19 protein-coding genes are annotated in these 14,918 nt (G+C 42.1%); 9 read left to right on the top strand and 10 right to left on the bottom strand.

The window, feature by feature from the left end:
* Positions 1 to 78 precede the first annotated feature (78 nt).
* The gene (murF, locus tag ABIN91_RS24790; RefSeq protein WP_348054449.1) at positions 79 to 1,380 is read left to right on the top strand and encodes a UDP-N-acetylmuramoyl-tripeptide--D-alanyl-D-alanine ligase; all 1,302 of its coding nucleotides are present in this window, start codon (positions 79 to 81) and stop codon (positions 1,378 to 1,380) included.
* Here the strand turns inward: murF and ABIN91_RS24785 are convergent.
* Positions 1,377 to 2,519: an FAD-dependent oxidoreductase gene (locus ABIN91_RS24785; protein ID WP_348054447.1), complete on the bottom strand. Its 1,143-nt coding sequence runs from the start codon at positions 2,517 to 2,519 to the stop codon at positions 1,377 to 1,379. The two genes, murF and ABIN91_RS24785, sit on opposite strands and share 4 nt — an antisense overlap.
* Before the next feature lie 63 nt (positions 2,520 to 2,582).
* Here ABIN91_RS24785 and ABIN91_RS24780 point away from each other — a divergent pair, with 63 nt between their 5' ends.
* Entirely contained in the window at positions 2,583 to 3,311 is a 729-nt protein-coding gene (locus tag ABIN91_RS24780; protein WP_348054445.1) for a zinc metallopeptidase, read from the top strand.
* A gap of 108 nt (positions 3,312 to 3,419) precedes the next feature.
* Positions 3,420 to 3,743, top strand: coding sequence for a hypothetical protein (locus ABIN91_RS24775; RefSeq protein ID WP_348054443.1), 324 nt, complete (start codon positions 3,420 to 3,422; stop codon positions 3,741 to 3,743).
* A 212-nt stretch (positions 3,744 to 3,955) separates the two neighbouring features.
* On the opposite strand, the gene ABIN91_RS24770 is transcribed toward ABIN91_RS24775, so the two are convergent.
* The 3 genes from ABIN91_RS24770 to ABIN91_RS24760 form a co-directional block, all read right to left on the bottom strand.
* Positions 3,956 to 4,405 carry an Hsp20/alpha crystallin family protein gene (locus ABIN91_RS24770; RefSeq protein ID WP_348054442.1) on the bottom strand — a complete coding sequence of 150 codons (450 nt, stop codon included), beginning with the start codon at positions 4,403 to 4,405 and terminating at the stop codon, positions 3,956 to 3,958.
* 309 nt (positions 4,406 to 4,714) lie between these two features.
* The gene (locus ABIN91_RS24765; protein WP_348054440.1) at positions 4,715 to 5,056 is read right to left on the bottom strand and encodes a hypothetical protein; all 342 of its coding nucleotides are present in this window, start codon (positions 5,054 to 5,056) and stop codon (positions 4,715 to 4,717) included.
* A gap of 10 nt (positions 5,057 to 5,066) precedes the next feature.
* Positions 5,067 to 5,618: a sigma-70 family RNA polymerase sigma factor gene (locus tag ABIN91_RS24760; RefSeq protein ID WP_348054438.1), complete on the bottom strand. Its 552-nt coding sequence runs from the start codon at positions 5,616 to 5,618 to the stop codon at positions 5,067 to 5,069.
* A 125-nt stretch (positions 5,619 to 5,743) separates the two neighbouring features.
* Here ABIN91_RS24760 and ABIN91_RS24755 point away from each other — a divergent pair, with 125 nt between their 5' ends.
* A complete protein-coding gene (locus ABIN91_RS24755) occupies positions 5,744 to 6,196 on the top strand; it encodes a DUF1569 domain-containing protein (RefSeq protein WP_348054436.1) in 453 nt (150 codons plus the stop codon).
* A 221-nt stretch (positions 6,197 to 6,417) separates the two neighbouring features.
* Here the strand turns inward: ABIN91_RS24755 and apaG are convergent, their stop codons facing one another.
* Positions 6,418 to 6,804 carry a Co2+/Mg2+ efflux protein ApaG gene (gene apaG / locus ABIN91_RS24750; RefSeq protein ID WP_348054434.1) on the bottom strand — a complete coding sequence of 129 codons (387 nt, stop codon included), beginning with the start codon at positions 6,802 to 6,804 and terminating at the stop codon, positions 6,418 to 6,420.
* A gap of 105 nt (positions 6,805 to 6,909) precedes the next feature.
* Positions 6,910 to 7,902: a tRNA dihydrouridine synthase DusB gene (gene dusB / locus ABIN91_RS24745; protein WP_348054433.1), complete on the bottom strand. Its 993-nt coding sequence runs from the start codon at positions 7,900 to 7,902 to the stop codon at positions 6,910 to 6,912.
* 41 nt (positions 7,903 to 7,943) lie between these two features.
* Between dusB and ABIN91_RS24740 the strand changes: the two genes are divergently transcribed.
* The 5 genes from ABIN91_RS24740 to ABIN91_RS24720 are packed head-to-tail and all read left to right on the top strand — an operon-like array spanning position 7,944 to position 11,488.
* On the top strand, positions 7,944 to 8,882 hold the full coding sequence (locus ABIN91_RS24740; RefSeq protein ID WP_348054431.1) for a CPBP family intramembrane glutamic endopeptidase: 939 nt from the start codon (positions 7,944 to 7,946) through the stop codon (positions 8,880 to 8,882).
* Positions 8,882 to 9,094: a hypothetical protein gene (locus tag ABIN91_RS24735; protein ID WP_348054429.1), complete on the top strand. Its 213-nt coding sequence runs from the start codon at positions 8,882 to 8,884 to the stop codon at positions 9,092 to 9,094. Before ABIN91_RS24740 ends, ABIN91_RS24735 begins: the two co-directional genes overlap by 1 nt.
* Before the next feature lie 29 nt (positions 9,095 to 9,123).
* Positions 9,124 to 9,927 carry a phosphatidate cytidylyltransferase gene (locus ABIN91_RS24730; protein WP_348054427.1) on the top strand — a complete coding sequence of 268 codons (804 nt, stop codon included), beginning with the start codon at positions 9,124 to 9,126 and terminating at the stop codon, positions 9,925 to 9,927.
* Between the two features lie 41 nt (positions 9,928 to 9,968).
* Complete coding sequence (locus ABIN91_RS24725) at positions 9,969 to 10,580, top strand: phosphatidylserine decarboxylase (RefSeq protein ID WP_348054425.1); 612 nt, start codon at positions 9,969 to 9,971, stop codon at positions 10,578 to 10,580.
* Positions 10,581 to 10,603: 23 nt separating this feature from the next.
* On the top strand, positions 10,604 to 11,488 hold the full coding sequence (locus ABIN91_RS24720; protein WP_348054423.1) for a phosphatidylserine decarboxylase: 885 nt from the start codon (positions 10,604 to 10,606) through the stop codon (positions 11,486 to 11,488).
* Positions 11,489 to 11,490: 2 nt separating this feature from the next.
* Here the strand turns inward: ABIN91_RS24720 and ABIN91_RS24715 are convergent, their stop codons facing one another.
* The 4 genes from ABIN91_RS24715 to ABIN91_RS24700 all read right to left on the bottom strand — a co-directional run bounded on the left by ABIN91_RS24715 (position 11,491) and on the right by ABIN91_RS24700 (position 14,918).
* Positions 11,491 to 13,356 (bottom strand): M1 family metallopeptidase, encoded by a 1,866-nt coding sequence (locus ABIN91_RS24715; protein WP_348054421.1) that lies wholly within the window; start codon positions 13,354 to 13,356, stop codon positions 11,491 to 11,493.
* A 126-nt stretch (positions 13,357 to 13,482) separates the two neighbouring features.
* Complete coding sequence (locus ABIN91_RS24710) at positions 13,483 to 13,998, bottom strand: glutathione peroxidase (RefSeq protein ID WP_348054420.1); 516 nt, start codon at positions 13,996 to 13,998, stop codon at positions 13,483 to 13,485.
* A 66-nt stretch (positions 13,999 to 14,064) separates the two neighbouring features.
* On the bottom strand, positions 14,065 to 14,493 hold the full coding sequence (gene ybeY, locus ABIN91_RS24705; protein WP_348054418.1) for an rRNA maturation RNase YbeY: 429 nt from the start codon (positions 14,491 to 14,493) through the stop codon (positions 14,065 to 14,067).
* A 2-nt stretch (positions 14,494 to 14,495) separates the two neighbouring features.
* Positions 14,496 to 14,918: an ATP-binding protein gene (locus tag ABIN91_RS24700; RefSeq protein WP_348054416.1), complete on the bottom strand. Its 423-nt coding sequence runs from the start codon at positions 14,916 to 14,918 to the stop codon at positions 14,496 to 14,498.

The following is a 14,918-nucleotide window of genomic DNA, read 5'->3' as shown; positions in this document are numbered from 1 at the left end:
ACACCCGTAATATTACATCGCATCTTTTTTCATCTTTATTCATGGTAAATTTTTAAACTTGCAATACAGCAATTTATCATGACCATCCAACAACTTTACAGCATTTTCCTCAAACATCCTGTTATTAGTACAGATACCCGGAAAATTGTACATGGCAGCATTTTTTTTGCCCTTAAAGGGGATAAGTTTGATGCCAACACCTTTGCCCAGCAAGCACTGGCTGCAGGTGCAGCCTATGCTGTAATTGATAATGCCGAATACAACCAAAGCGACAAATGCATTTTGGTAGATGATGTTTTAACCGAACTACAAAATTTGGCCGCCTACCATCGCCAGCAATTAAACATCCCATTTATTGGCCTTACCGGGTCAAACGGGAAAACCACTACTAAAGAACTTATCAAAGCCGTACTATCCCAGCATTATAAAACTTATGCAACAACCGGCAATCTCAATAACCACATTGGTGTACCACTAACCATTTTGGGCGTTGATAGCACAATAGAAATAGCGGTGATAGAAATGGGCGCCAATCACCAAAAAGAGATAGAGTTGCTTTGCAGTATAGCACAACCCAGTCACGGCTTAATAACCAATGTAGGCAAGGCGCACCTTGAAGGTTTTGGCGGCACCGAGGGTGTAAAGAAAGGGAAAGGCGAACTGTATGATTATTTGAAAGAACACAACGGAGTAACCTTTGTTAACCAGGATAGCAGCATACTAACCAGCATGATTGCCGAACGAGCTTTACAGCATGTGGTTTATTATGGCATCGGTACCGATAGCACGATCAGCGGCGAATTATTGGAAAATTCCCCCTACCTGAAACTTCGCTGGAAAATTAAAGGCGGTGAATACCACACGGTACAAACACAACTAACAGGCGCTTATAATATGGATAACATATTAGCCGCTATTAGCATAGGGCATTATTTCAAGCTTTCGCCGGATGAGATCAACGCGGGCATTAGCGGATATCAACCTCAAAACAATCGCTCGCAGATCACCAAAACCGCAAGCAATACCCTCATCTGTGATTATTACAACGCTAACCCAAGCAGCATGTTCGTAGCCATAGAAAACATTGGCAAACTGCCCGAAGCACACAAGGTAATTATACTGGGCGATATGTTTGAGCTTGGCGATGAATCACCGGCCGAGCACGTATCCGTAGTACAAAAAGCAATGGACACCAAAATAGACCAGCGCATTTTCATTGGCCCTGAGTTCTACAAGCAAAACGGAGTTATCGACGCTACCTTTTATAAAACCGTTGAAGATGCACAGGCAGGTTTAAAAGCTAATCTTATTCAAAACTCAACAGTATTGATCAAAGGTTCGCGCGGTATGGCTTTGGAACGATTGGTAGAGTTATTTTAAGATCGCAAAGCCAATTCGGCTACCTCTTCGCCAACCAAACTGCCCATAGCAACACCCATTCCATTACACCTTACGGCACAAAATACATTGGGCTCTACTTGTTTGATGATGGGTTTAATATCTTCACCAAAGCCCATAATCCCACTCCACCAATAGTCTATCTCAAAATCCTGATCGGGCAATATTACATCCTTTAAGTATTGTGTTAGCTGCTGCTTAACCGTTTCGGTATGCCCAAAATCCCAGGTTTGCTCGGCTTTAAGATCAAGCTCTCGGCCCCCACCAAATAATACCCGGTCGTCAATATTCCTAAAGTAATAATAACCCTCATTAAAGTGATAGGTACCCTTCAGCTTTAAACCCGCAATTGGCTTGGTCACCAAAACCTGCCCGCGCCCCGGTATCACTTCAAGCTGCGGGAAAAGCTGCTGCGCAAAGGCATTGGTTGCAACTATAACTTTGTTGCATTTGAAATTCCCTTGTGCGGTAACGATCTCAATAATATGCTCTTGTTGTTCTATCCGTTCAACCTCACAACTGTTTAATACCAACACACCTAAACTTTGCACCTTAGTCAATAAAGCCCGCATCATTTTGCCCGTGTGTATCTGGCCTTCGCAGGTATTGTATATCATCCGGTTAACGCCTTTAAAGCCAAAAGCTGCAATTTTAGCATCGGCAACTGCATAAATGTCAGTAACCCCAATCTCCTTTTTCAATAGCTTATTCAGGTAATCTATTTTTTCAATGCTTTCATTTGCACGTACTTCATCACCAGTTAAAAATAACTCATAACCACCGTGCTGCTGATAATCAATATTAGCATCGCCCAAATTCTCGCGCATGTGTTTCAGGCCATGCCATTTGTAACTAACCAACTTCACAATCTCCTCTTCCGATGTTTGCTCCAAATAACTCAATTGCTCCGAAACCGTCCCGAAACAAGCGAAACCGGCATTTTTAGTGCTTGCGCCGCTTGGTAAAAAGCCACGCTCCAAAACCATCACCTTTAAGTATGGCTGCATGGTTTTTAAACGCAACGCTGCGTTTAAACCCACAATGCCGCTGCCTATGATGATCACATCGGCATTATTGATAAACGCGGTTTGTTCCCAGTACGAAAATGTGCTTATTGCCAATGCCTTAATAATTTACCTCAAAATTTCGGAATACTTTTTGAATGTACTATAAAAAACAAAGATATGAACCACTTACTTTTAATTACAGCATATATACCTATGGGCTCCGCCTGGCTGTTAATGATAGCCATTGCGATAGTCAGCTTTTTTGTGCAGATGCGTTTCCGCAGCAAATTCAAACAATACTCCGAGATCGGTTTACTCTCCGGACTGTCGGGCAAAGAGGTTGCCGAAAAGATGCTCAAGGATAACGGCATCTACGATGTGCAGGTGATCTCGGTAGAAGGGCAGTTAACCGACCACTATAACCCTGCCGATAAAACCGTGAACCTGAGTCCCGATGTATACCACAGCCGCAGTGTTGCCGCGGCAGCCATTGCCGCTCACGAATGTGGCCATGCCGTTCAGCATGCAACAGCTTATAGCTGGTTAAGCTTCCGCTCCTTTATGGTTCCGGTGGTAAACGCCGCATCAACCCTAACTACCTGGGCCTTAACCATCGGCTTCATGCTGCTCATCTTCTCGGGTAATGCTTATGTATTAGCCGCAGGTGTTGTAGCCTTAGGGTTGGTAACTGTATTCAGTTTCATCACCCTGCCAGTAGAGTTCGACGCCAGTAACCGCGCCCTGCTTTGGCTCAACAACAACTACACCGTAATGCAAACCAACCAGGAACACGAGCAAGCCAAAGATGCCCTTTGGTGGGCCGCCATGACTTATGTTGTAGCCGCTTTAGGCTCGCTGGCTACTTTATTATATTATGCCTCGTTCCTGTTTAACAGGCGAAACTAATACGATGCATAAAAAGCTCCTGGTTCATTACCGGGAGCTTTTTATGTGATTTTGTGAGTATTTAGCAGATATTGCTTATATTTATCACATGCAATACCTGGCTTGCTCATGAAAAACCTCAAAGCGATATTATTTGTATCTATATTACTTGTGCTTACCCTAAACTCCTGCACTAAAATGCCGGGAACATACCTTAATGGGGCAAGCGGTACAACTATTACCAGCACTGCAAGCAACTACATTACATTAAAGGTTGATGGAACTAGTAAATCTGCAGTTACGCAGTTTGGCATAATGTATACTAGCCTTAACTCTTTTCAACTTCTTGGGCAGTTAGCCGGTTCCGGAGTAGTTAACATTAGTGTAGACAATGTTAAAGTAGGCACTTTTGATATTACCACTGCCAGCACCATCTTGAGCTACGGCCCTTGATAGCACTTACGGTAATACATACCTTGGCACATCGGGTACATTAACCATAACATCATTAACCAGCGACACCATAGCCGGTACTTTTCAATTTGTTGGTAGCTTAAATGGAAGTGCAACAACAACTAAAACCATCACCGAGGGTACCTTTAAATCCAAATTCTCTAAAATATAAGCCGGATTTTACCGGCTTATATTCTGTTAAAAGCTGATCATTAATCAACCTTGATCTCTTGCGCCGGCCTTTGAGCATCTGCCGTTTTTGGCAAGGTAACGATCAATACACCATCCACCTGTTTAGCGCTGATGTTCTCCACCTCAACCTGTCCGTTCAGGCTCAACACCCGCTCAAACGATTTTACAGGGAACTCCTGCCTGCTGAAATTAGGCTCATCATCTTCGCTTATTGTGCGGGTTCCGCTAATGTAGAGTACGTCATCCGTTACCGATAACTTAATATTATCCTTGGCAAAACCAACCGCGTACACGTGTACCTCAAAGTTGGTTTCGTTATCCGTGATGTTTAATGGCACATTATACTTAGGCCTGCGGAAACCACCATCGCGCATGTGCCTGCCGAAGTGCTCAAATTTACCGTGCCTGAATTTTCCTGATGCAGGGCCGCAACCTTGTGCGCCTCTTGCTGTATGATATCTACCAAACATATTAATCTTATTTGTTTAGGTAGACGGGGAATCATCTAAATTACTCTAAAGTACTAACCACCTGGCTAATCAAAATAACCACAATAACAAAATCAGCACCCAACAGAAATTCAAAGGGGGAATATAATGGGATTTTTTTATCATTATCTTGCTACCTGATACTAACGGGGGATAAAGTAAGATTTTTTTGTCTTGATTCCCGCATCCTGGCTCTTGATTCTCCCTCCATACAATATACGCAAAAAACCCCATAAAACAAAAAATAGCGATAGGTTCCACACCCATCGCTATCAATCATACGCTATCAATCTATCTCCTGTTCCCGCATCTATCCCTAAAACGTTGCTTAAATTTAGCACGTTCCTCATCACTCATACCCATCCATTTCTCTCGCATTTCACGGGTTGGGCCGCCAAAATGCCTATCGCCACCACGGCCTTTAAACCCAAAATTTCCAAACAATATCCGGCAAAGCAATAATAGCCCGGCGGCATGCCAATAACTTAACGGAGAAACATGCATGGCCTCCGGCAAAACCGAATTCCATAAAAACTGAACAGCCGCGCTTAACGCGAAAAATAACAGTATCATAACCGGTATTAAAAGAAATTTCTTTTTACGGTGCATGGGATTTCTCGATTCGTTGAACATGATTATGTGATTAATAATTTAAAAACTCGTTATATAAAGTTTGCAATCTGTTTCTTAAGTGTTTAACAGCATACCCTTTGCGGGATATGATGGTTTTCAATTTCTCACCCGTTTCATCAGCAATTTGCTGCATCGTTTTATCCTCCAGTTCGTTCCAGATAAAAACCTGCCGCTGGTTTTGGGGCAGCTCATCCAAAGCCACAAATAACTCCTGCCAAAACAGTTCTTTAACATAAACCGTTTCGGGGTCGTCATCATCGGCCAATAAGATCTCGTTGAAATTGAACTCGCCATCCTCGTCCTCAAAACCCAGGTCATCCAAAGCCTCGGGCGTTTTTTTACGATAGCGGTCTATAATTTTATTGCGGGCAACACGGTAAAGCCAACCGCTCAATTGTTCTATCTCATCAATATCAACAACATTACTCAGCTGGTACCAAACATCCTGCAAAACATCCTCGGCATCCTCCTCGGTTTTCACCCGGCCACGTATAAAACTGAACAGACCTTTGCCATAGTCGGTAACAACTTTTACAATATTTTGAGCCGGAGCATTTGCCATTCAGGTGGTATTCGTTCGTGTGTTTTATTGGGATAACGGATAACATTTGAAATTACTTTAAAAAACTTGCAAACTTTTATCCGCACACATAAAACCCTATATTTAAACCATCAAACCCCGAAACCATGCCAAGCGTATTCAATCCGACAGATGTAAGTGCCCTCACAGATCGCGTTAACAAACTAAGCCCATCATCAACGCCATTATGGGGAACAATGGCCGTAGGCCAAATGCTGGCCCATTGCAACGTATCTTACGAAATGGTTTACACCGATAAGCATCCCAAGCCAAACGTTTTTATGAAATTCATCCTGAAAAAGTTGGTGAAAAATAAAGTAGTAACCGAACTCCCCTACAAACAAAGCAGTCAAACTGCCCCGGCCTTTATCATTAAAGACGACAAAGATTTCGCCGCCGAAAAAGCTCGCTTAATAGATCACATCAACCAAACATTAGAATTAGGCGAAACCCATTTCGACGGCAAGGAATCACATTCCTTCGGCCCATTAAGCACTACCGAATGGAACAATATGTTCTCTAAACATCTGGATCACCATTTACGGCAGTTTGGGGTGTGAAGATATATCCAAGCTTCCGCCACCATGTCATTTCGATGAGCAGCGGGGGACAGCGCATGGCGCGAAGAGAAATCTTCTGCTCCATTAAAGTATCGTGCACATTATTTATATAGCAGAAGATTTCTCTCTCGTACCCTGCCTACCGGCAGGCAGGCTCGTTCGAACTGACAGGGCACAAAAAAACCCGCAAAAGCGGGTTTTCAAATATCTAAAAAGCTGTATTAATTCAGCTTATAAGGAGCGATCAAATAAAACTCAGGTATCGTAACATCAAATAACACCTCATCAACTAAACGTAGCATCTGGTATTCGCCTTTCATGCTGCCCATATCTGTTTTCAGGTTGCAGCCCGATACATACTCATGCGCCTGGCCGGGTTCAATAACCGGTTGTAAGCCAACCACACCCTCACCTTCAACCTCGCGCTGGGTACCGTTCGAATCAAATATATTCCAATGGCGGCGCATTAACTGCACAGCATGGTTGCCAACATTTTCAATGTTGATCTTGTAAGCAAACATAAAATGGTCGTTCGCCGGGTTTGAATACTCCGGCTGGTAAATAGTTTCTACCGAAACCTTAACTCCTTCTGTAATTGTATTAATCATAGCAAATACCTTTCAACTCAAACTTAAAAAATTTTTTCGCATAAATTCAAAGCCACGGCACAAATTATTTTATTGTGTTAAGGCTTAAATATTTATGTTCAAAAACTAAGCCATTTCTACACTATACTTCTCGGTAATTGTTTGTAGCAGGTCATATATTTCCTGCACATCCTCGGTGCTTACTAAGGCCATGCGGTATTCTTTAAAGTGGTCGAGTCCCTTAAAATAGTTAGAATAGTGTCTCCGCATCTCAAAAATGCCTGTTCGCAGGCCTTTCCACTCTATTGATTTTTCCAAATGTGTTTTACAAACATCAACCCGCTCGGCAATAGTCGGCTTATCGCGATGTTGCCCGGTTTCAAAAAAATGTTTGATCTCGCGGAATATCCAGGGGTAGCCAATGGCAGCCCTGCCAATCATCATTCCATCCACACCATACTCTAAACGCCAGTTGGCAGCCTTTTCAGGCGAATCTATATCCCCGTTACCGAATATCGGGATCTCAATATTGGGGTTCTTTTTTATTTCACTTATCAAACGCCAGTCGGCCTCGCCTTTGTACATCTGCGCGCGGGTACGTCCGTGAATAGTGAGGGCTTTTATCCCCACTTCCTGCAAGCGTTCGGCAACTTCGTACACGTTTTTGGTATTATCGTCCCAGCCCAAACGGGTTTTAACCGTTACCGGTAGATGCGTAGATTCCACTACGGCCCTGGTCATGGCTACCATCTTATCAATATCCTGCAAAAGGCTGGCACCAGCGCCACGGCAGGCTACCTGTTTAACCGGACAACCATAATTAATATCCATCAGATCAGGTTCGGCAAGGGTGGCAATTTTGGTCGCCTCGCGCATGCTCTCAATATCACTACCGAAGATCTGTATCCCGATAGGCCTTTCGTATTCAAAAATATCAAGCTTTTTACGGCTCTTGGCAGCATCACGTATCAAACCCTCGCTCGATATAAACTCGGTATACATCATATCCGCGCCATTCTGCTTACACACATAACGGAACGGCGGATCACTCACATCCTCCATAGGGGCAAGCAGCAGCGGGAATTTACCCAGATCAATATTTCCGATTTGAACAGACATCCGTATCTTTAAACGCTGCAAAAATACAAATATTAACTTATATGACAGAAGAGATAGAAGAGCAACGCACTGATTTGCATCCGGCAAGTCAATTTATGATATTAGTTTTACTAATCGGGTGCGGATTTATTGCTTTGTGCATTGTAGGTGGCTCACTAATTATTGGATTTTATGGTTTAGACGCTATAAAGTCATTAGGCTCTTTAAATGATAACATCACACCGAAAGCATTGAATGCATTCCGTGTTTTGCAGAGCCTATCAAGTGTATTTCTCTTTCTTTTACCGCCCGTTTTTTTTGCGAGGATAATTGTTCATGAGCCTCGTAACTACTTGAAATTCACCATCAAATTTCCATCGGTATTATTATTGGTTGTATTAATTATCGTGTTTATTTCATCGCCATTAATGGAATGGATGGTAACACTCAATCAAAACATGGTTTTCCCGGATTCTCTGAAATGGTTATTCCAAAAATTGAAAGATAGTGAAGATCAGGCCACACAGGCTATGAAGATATTATTAAACATGAAATCGCCCTCTGACCTGATTATTAATTTAATTATGGTTGGTGCGTTGCCTGCAATATGTGAAGAGTTCCTTTTCCGCGGAGCCATCCAAACCATTTTTACCCGCTGGACAAAAAACCCGCATTGGGGTATCTGGATAGCCGCCATATTATTCAGCGCCATGCACATGCAGTTCTTCGGCTTTTTACCACGCATGATGCTGGGCGTAGCGTTCGGCTATTTTGTATGGTGGAGCGGCAGTATCTGGACATCCGTTTGGGCGCATTTTTTGAATAACGGCACCGCCGTAGTTGTAACTTATTTGTTTCAACAAAAGCTAATAAAGCTCAATCCCGATGATCAACACGTATTTAATTATGCAGGTTATGCCTTCAGTTTGATAATTACTGTACTTTTGTTTACATTATACCGTAAATTAACTTTACAGCAAAAAACTATACCACTGGAATAATGGAAAAAAATTGGGTCAAGATCTTTACTTCTACCAATTACTATCAATCAGAGATTGTAAAGCAAATGCTCATTGAAAACCATATTACCAGCGTATTAATTAATAAACAAGATTCTGCCCACCGCAACTTTGGCAATATTGAGGTTTACATTCACGAGGAAGACTTTAGTCAGGCCATCGAGATCATGATACTCAATCAACCCACAAGCTAAAAGCAGTTTCCCAAATACAATTTTAACTGATGAAAACCCGTGCTATAACCGGCTTCTTTTTTATTGTTGTCATGCTGGCTTCGTTATTAAACGGCGAATATATCTTCACCGCTTTCCTGGGCATTTTAAGTATATTATGCCTCAACGAGTTTTACAACCTGGTTAAAACCGATCAGATCCAACCTAACCGCATTGTAGGTTTAATAGGTGGTGCCTGTATTTTTGCCGGCAACACGCTGCATTATATTTTAGATATTGACCCTAAATTCTTACTGATCAGTATCCCCGTATTACTCAGCATCTTCATCGCTGAACTCTACAAAAAATCCGATACACCGTTCACCAATATCGCCTATACCTGTTTGGGTTTCATTTTTTCAGTATCGCCGTTCTGCTTCCTATTCGCGCTGGCCTTCATCCCCGGTCATTTTAACGATCATTTCCCCCTGGCATTTTTGCTATTGCTTTGGAGTAACGACACCGGAGCCTATGTGGTTGGCCGCCAGTTCGGCAAAACAAAGCTGTTTGAACGCCATTCTCCTAAAAAAACATGGGAAGGTTTTATTGGTGGGATGCTCTTCACCATGGCTATAGCCGGAGTAATAGCACATTATTTTACTGATATCACCTGGCAACAATGGGTATCTATAGCAGTACTGATATCATGCCTCGGTACAATGGGCGATCTGATCGAATCCATGCTCAAACGCAGTTTTGATGTGAAAGATTCCGGCAATATCCTTCCCGGTCACGGTGGTTTGCTTGATAGGTTCGACGGACTACTGCTTGCCGCTCCCGCTGTTTTTGTTTACCTGTACTTAATTACAAATTAGTACTTTTACATTATTAATTAATATCGATCATTTACCAATATATGACCATTCATAAAGAAGGTTACACCTCCATAGCTCTGTGCATTCTTTTCATCTTTGTATCGAATGCGCTCATTCAGTTCTACATGCCACAGGCAACCACTTTTAAGTGGATCGTTTACATCCTTTCTTTCCTGTTGTTTGTAGCCGTTGTTTACTTTTTCCGCAGCCCATCTGTTGATGTTATTTCCGACGAAAAGGCAGTACTAAGCCCTGCCGATGGTAAAGTAGTATCTATCGAAGAAGTAAACGAACCCGAATTTTTAAAAGGCCGGAGTACCAAAATATCCATAGCCATATCACCTTTAAATACGCACACAAATCGCAATCCCGTTAAGGGTACCGTTAAATATGTCAATACCGATGGGCATACAACTATCGCGGTAGAAAACGCCGCGGGTACACCTATAGTTTATCGTCAGATTCCAGGCTTCAGCAAACGCATCATAACCTACGTTAAACAAGGTGATGCGGTTGAACAGGGCCAAAAATTTGGCTTCAGCATGTTAGGTTCAAAACTCGAAGTTTTTTTACCTATCGGGACCAATGTCGACGTTGATGTTGATGATGCGGTAAAAGGCGGCCATACCATATTGGCCCGCTTAAAATCTTAAATTATATCCCAAAGAATTTCAAAATGCCAGTTTACATATACGACAGACAGTCGAAAAAAACGATTGAAGAAAACGCCATTAAAGTAGGTGGCCTCATGTTTTTATACAAAACCCTTACCGGGAAACTATTGACCAATCTGGTGTTAAAAAGAAGGTTCGTTTCCAAATCATACGGCAGGGTAATGGATGGTAAGCGTAGCCTTAAGCAAATCCCCAAGTTTATTGAACATTACAATATAGATATTAACGAGATCAAAAGGCCAATCAGCTCATTCAAAAGCTTCAACGATTTCTTTATCCGTGAGTTAAAAGCCGAAGTAAGGCCAATAGATCAAACACCAGAACATTTGATTTCACCAGCAGATTCAAGGCTCCTGATATGGGATTTGGCTAAAGCCGAACAACTACCCGTAAAAGGCTACTGGTACAAACTAAACGATTTGGTTAAAGACGAACAAATCACCAATGAGTTTGCCGATGGGTGGTGCTACATGTATCGCCTGGCCCCTTCAGATTATCACCGCTACGGCTATATTGACAATGGCAAACAAGAACCTGTCAGAAAAATAAAAGGCATACTTCACTCTGTAAACCGCATAGCCCTGGCCGTAACCAACTCGGTAATGGCTAAAAACTACCGCGAGCTAACCATACTCCACACCGAAAACTTTGGTAAAGTAGTGCACATAGAAGTAGGCGCCCTGTTTGTGGGTAAAGTGGTACAACGCCACAACGAAGCCTACACCTTTAAACGCGGCGAAGAAAAAGGCTGGTTTGAGTTTGGTGGTTCAACCGTTATCCAGCTCTTCAAAAAAAACGCGGTTAAACCGGATGCAGATATCATAGAGCAATCCCTCAAAGGCATCGAAACACTGGTAAAAATCAACGAAAAAGTAGGCGCTAAATAAGCCTACTTTACCTCGTAAACATTATCATTCTTATTAATATCAGGGTCGTATAAAGTACCCAACACCAGTTTGGCAACCGGCTTATCGGCAACAAAACTAAGCATGGCTGATCTGGCGCCATTTTCCCATACGGCAATACTCCTGTGTACCAGTTTGGTTGTACCATCATTATAGGTAACAGTCAAATCAACCGGAACAGCCTTCGTACCCACATTATTGATTGCCACTTGCCACTCATGCCCCCGGTGCGTAACCTTCCCTATCGCCTGATCCGGCACGCCCCTATCCATAAACCAGTTCTTCCAAAACCAATTCATGTTTTTACCCGATCCTGCATTCATGCAATAAAAAAAGTCGTAAGGCATGGGGTGTTTGCCGTGCCATTGCTCAATGTAATAATGCAGGGCCTTGGTAAATAAGGCGTCACCCAGCAGGTCTTTAACATATAAATAACCCAATCCCGGTTTAGGGTACGAGTTTGTCATAAAACTGGTACCGGCAAGCTGCGGTGTCAAAGTCATAATAGGTTGATCCTCTTCTTTCCCGGCGGTTGATTGATAGCGGTCCATCCCATAATCATCATGTATAGTAGGGTCTATCATATTTGTAATTATCCATTCGCCAATAGTGGCCCAGCCTTCGTCCATCCAGCCGTACTTGGTTTCGTTGATTCCCATATAAAACGGGAACATGGTATGGAATATCTCATGGTCGGTCAGTTCAATTTCGTCTTCCCTGTTCTCCAATGGATTGTCGTTTACCATCATTGGGTATTCCATCTGATCCAACCCGTCAACCACCGTTTCGTGCGGGTAAGGGTACGGCCATTTCGGAAACTTAAAGCTCATCGCTTCTACCGTTTTACGGGCGTAGCCAATCACATTATAAAAATCCTTATGTATCGGGTTAAACACCGCGTCTACCCGCGTGCGCCTGTTGGTAACCGAATCAACTATTAAACTGCTGGCTTTCCATAAATAATGATTGCTTGTCGCGAAAACAAAGTCGGTCACATTGCTCGCTTCAAATTTCCAGGTATTGGTAGGGTTTTGTTTGGTGATGTTACCCGCCGCAAGGTCAGCCTCGCTGATGATGTTCGTCACACTATCCAGCTTATCGGCCAGATCTATCCGTTTTATAAACTCATCCGCATAAACCTCTTTAGCATTCTTCAGATCTCCGGTTGCCCAAACCGTATAATTTTTAGGCAGGGATATCTCCGCGTTAAAATGGCAAAAGTCATTATAAAACTCTTCGTTGCCCAGGTATTGATACTTATTCCAGCCATCAATATCATCATAAACCGTTATCCTCGGGAAAAAGTAAGCCACAAAGTACGAACCCGAATCTATCTGCCCCGTCCGCACGTGCGATGTCCTGTTCAATGTATATTCATACGTAACGCTCACATGCACTTTGGTTTTGGGTAAAAACGAAACCAGCCCCACCGTCATATTCGTACCATCAATAGCCAGCTTGTTCACATCCTGATCGGTGCCGTTTATGATCATTTTTTTGATCTGCACGCCATCGCTCATATCCACCGCGTCCATTTTGTAATTGCGCATGGCGCCCTTCTTATAAAAGTTAGGGTAAAGCTTAAAATCCAGCTCCGTTAATGTATCCGGACTGTTATTAGTGTAATCAATATCAACAGTACCGCTAATATTCCTGCTATTAGGCTCAAAATTAATTTTGATGTTATAGTCTGCAGTGTTTTGCCAATACAGGTTGCCTGGTTTACCGGTATAAGAGCGCGTACCCTTATTGTAACTGTTCACAATATTAACCGGTGGCTGCAATATGCTTTGCGCGAAGCTATTAATCGCGAATATCAACAACCCAACAAGCAGTATTTTAAATTTCATAATCAGGTATTATGCTGTAGATAATCAACAATTTAAAACTTTGTTTTCAAATTCAACTAAACTATTTTTTTCGGACACAAAAAAGCCCCTCAAATAATTAAGGGGCTGCAATTTATTTAATTTGAATTACAACTCTTTAGTAATATCAGCAGACATAGGCGTAGTAGCCGAACGGTAACGGTGTATCAGGTTACCATTTTCATCCAATAAAAACTTTTCAAAGTTCCATTTAATGTCACCTGTAAAATCAGGGTTTGCAGCCGATGTTAAGTATTTGAACAACGGATCAATATCCTCACCCTTAACACTGATCTTTTCGCTCATCGGGAAAGTAACGTTAAAGTGCTGAGAACAAAATTCTTTAATGGTAGGGTTTGAGCCAGGCTCTTGCCCGCCAAAGTTATTAGCCGGGAAACCAACTACTACCAGTTTATCCTTATACTTTTCTGATAATTGTTGTAATTCGGCATACTGCTTTGTAAAACCACATGCCGAAGCCGTATTAACAACCAATATTTTTTTACCCTTGTATTTAGCTAACCTAAAATCTTTACCATCAATATCCTTCAATTTAAATTCGTATGTAGGACTTTTAGGGGCGGCAAATAACAAGGTGACTAACAATAATGCTAATGTTTTCATTTCGTTTAATTTAATAGAGCAATTTTAAGCAGATTTTATCGGTTTTGCTCAAAAACATATAAATTGTTACACAACACGTTTAGCCAGGTAAAAGTTTTCTTTCTCTGTCATCAAGCTTTTATCGGCTTTGGTTTTATCCTTATAGCCAAGTAAATGCAAAGCGCCGTGTATCATTACGCGGTGCAGTTCATCCGTTTCATTACCCGAAAACTGCGCGGCATTCTCGCGTATCCTGTCAATCGATATAAATATATCACCAACTACAACATCTGCTAACTCCGAGTTATCAAACGTTATAACATCCGTATAAGTATCATGATCCAGGTATTGCTGGTTCATGGCCAGCAGGTAGGTATCCGAGCAAAAAATATAGTTGAGTTCGCTAAGTGTATAGCCTTCTGCAATAACAGTCGCTTTTATCCAATCGCGTAATTTGGCTTTATTTTTAGGTTTAAACTGTGTATCCTCTTCAAAAAAAAAGACAGGTATGGCCATCCTTAAATTTTAAAGTGCAACTCCAGTTCGTTACCTATGCCGTTAAATATACATTGGTCGGCAAGCTGTTTCACAATAAAAACACCACGACCTGTCAAATTCTCTAAGTTTTCAGGAGCGGTCGGGTCGGGCAGGTTGTTATAATCAAAACCCGCGCCTTCGTCTTTAATGGTCCATATAATGCGCCTGGCATCAACCTCGGCATTTATAAATACTTTTTTCTTAACGTCAAGCTTATTTCCATGAACAATAGCATTGATAAACGCCTCGTTCAAACAGGTCATCATATTAGCAAAGGTATCCTCGCTTATCTGGTATTTATCAGCCAGATCCTCAATTAACTTTTCGAGCGCAGTAAGGCTCTCCATCTCCGATGATAGTTGCAAAGTAAATAATTCCCCTGTTTCTATATTGGCTGGTTCCAT

It is taken from the genome of Mucilaginibacter sp., assembly GCF_039921305.1.
In the GTDB taxonomy this organism is placed as follows: Bacteria; Bacteroidota; Bacteroidia; order Sphingobacteriales; family Sphingobacteriaceae; genus Mucilaginibacter.
The sequence above is the reverse complement of the archived record's forward strand: the minus strand, read 5'-3'. Positions and strand labels throughout refer to the sequence as shown.